The organism is Burkholderia sp. WP42 (assembly GCF_000745665.1).
In the GTDB taxonomy this organism is placed as follows: Bacteria; Pseudomonadota; Gammaproteobacteria; order Burkholderiales; family Burkholderiaceae; genus Burkholderia; species Burkholderia vietnamiensis.
Genome location: NZ_KN050726.1, coordinates 222419 through 223401, shown reverse-complemented (window position 1 = coordinate 223401; position 983 = coordinate 222419). Strand labels below are relative to the sequence as shown.

Annotated in this window: 1 protein-coding gene; it reads left to right on the top strand. The window is 65.1% G+C overall.

Going from position 1 to position 983, the window contains the following annotated elements; all coding sequences use genetic code 11:
• Positions 1-983, top strand: a 983-nt coding sequence (locus EX20_RS33100; protein ID WP_081943150.1) for a hypothetical protein, incomplete at both ends; no start/stop codon positions are given.

Sequence of the window (983 nt, the reverse complement as noted above, 5' to 3'; positions counted from 1 at the left end):
GTCGACAGCGAGGCGACCGAGCTGTCGGTCGAGCTCAGACCGGTCGAGAGCGAGCTGATACCGGTCGAGGTCGAGGTGGACAGCGAGCTGATCGAGCTGGTGGCCGACGACAGACCGGTCGACGTGGAGGTCGACAACGAGGCCACCGAGCTGTCGGTCGAGCTGAGGCCCGTCGACAGCGAGCTGATGCCGGTCGAAGTCGAAGTGGACAACGACGAGATCGAGCTGGTCGCCGATGACAGACCGGTCGACGTGGAGGTCGACAGCGAGGCGACCGAACTATCGGTGGAGCTGAGGCCGGTGGACAGCGAGCTGATCGAGCTGGTTGCCGACGACAGACCCGTCGACGTGGAGGTCGACAACGAGGCCACCGAGCTGTCGGTCGAGCTCAGACCCGTCGACAGCGAGCTGATGCCCGTCGAAGTCGACGTGGACAGCGAACTTATCGAGCTGGTGGCCGACGACAGGCCGGTCGACGTGGAGGTCGACAGCGAGGCGACCGAGCTGTCGGTCGAGCTGAGGCCCGTCGACAGCGAGCTGATGCCGGTCGAAGTCGAGGTGGACAACGACGAGATCGAGCTGGTCGCCGATGACAGACCGGTCGACGTGGAGGTCGACAACGAGGCGACCGAGCTATCGGTCGAGCTGAGACCCGTCGACAGCGAGCTGATGCCCGTCGAAGTTGACGTGGACAGCGACGAGATTGAGCTGGTCGCCGACGACAGCCCGGTCGACGTCGAGGTCGACAGCGAGGCTACCGAGCTGTCGGTCGAGCTCAGACCCGTCGACAGCGAGCTGATGCCCGTCGAAGTTGACGTGGACAGCGACGTGATCGAGCTGGTTGCCGACGACAGACCGGTCGACGTGGAGGTCGACAGCGAGGCCACCGAGCTATCGGTCGAGCTCAGGCCGGTCGACAGGGAGCTGATGCCCGTCGAAGTCGAGGTGGACAACGACGAGATTGAGCTGGTCGCCGACGACAG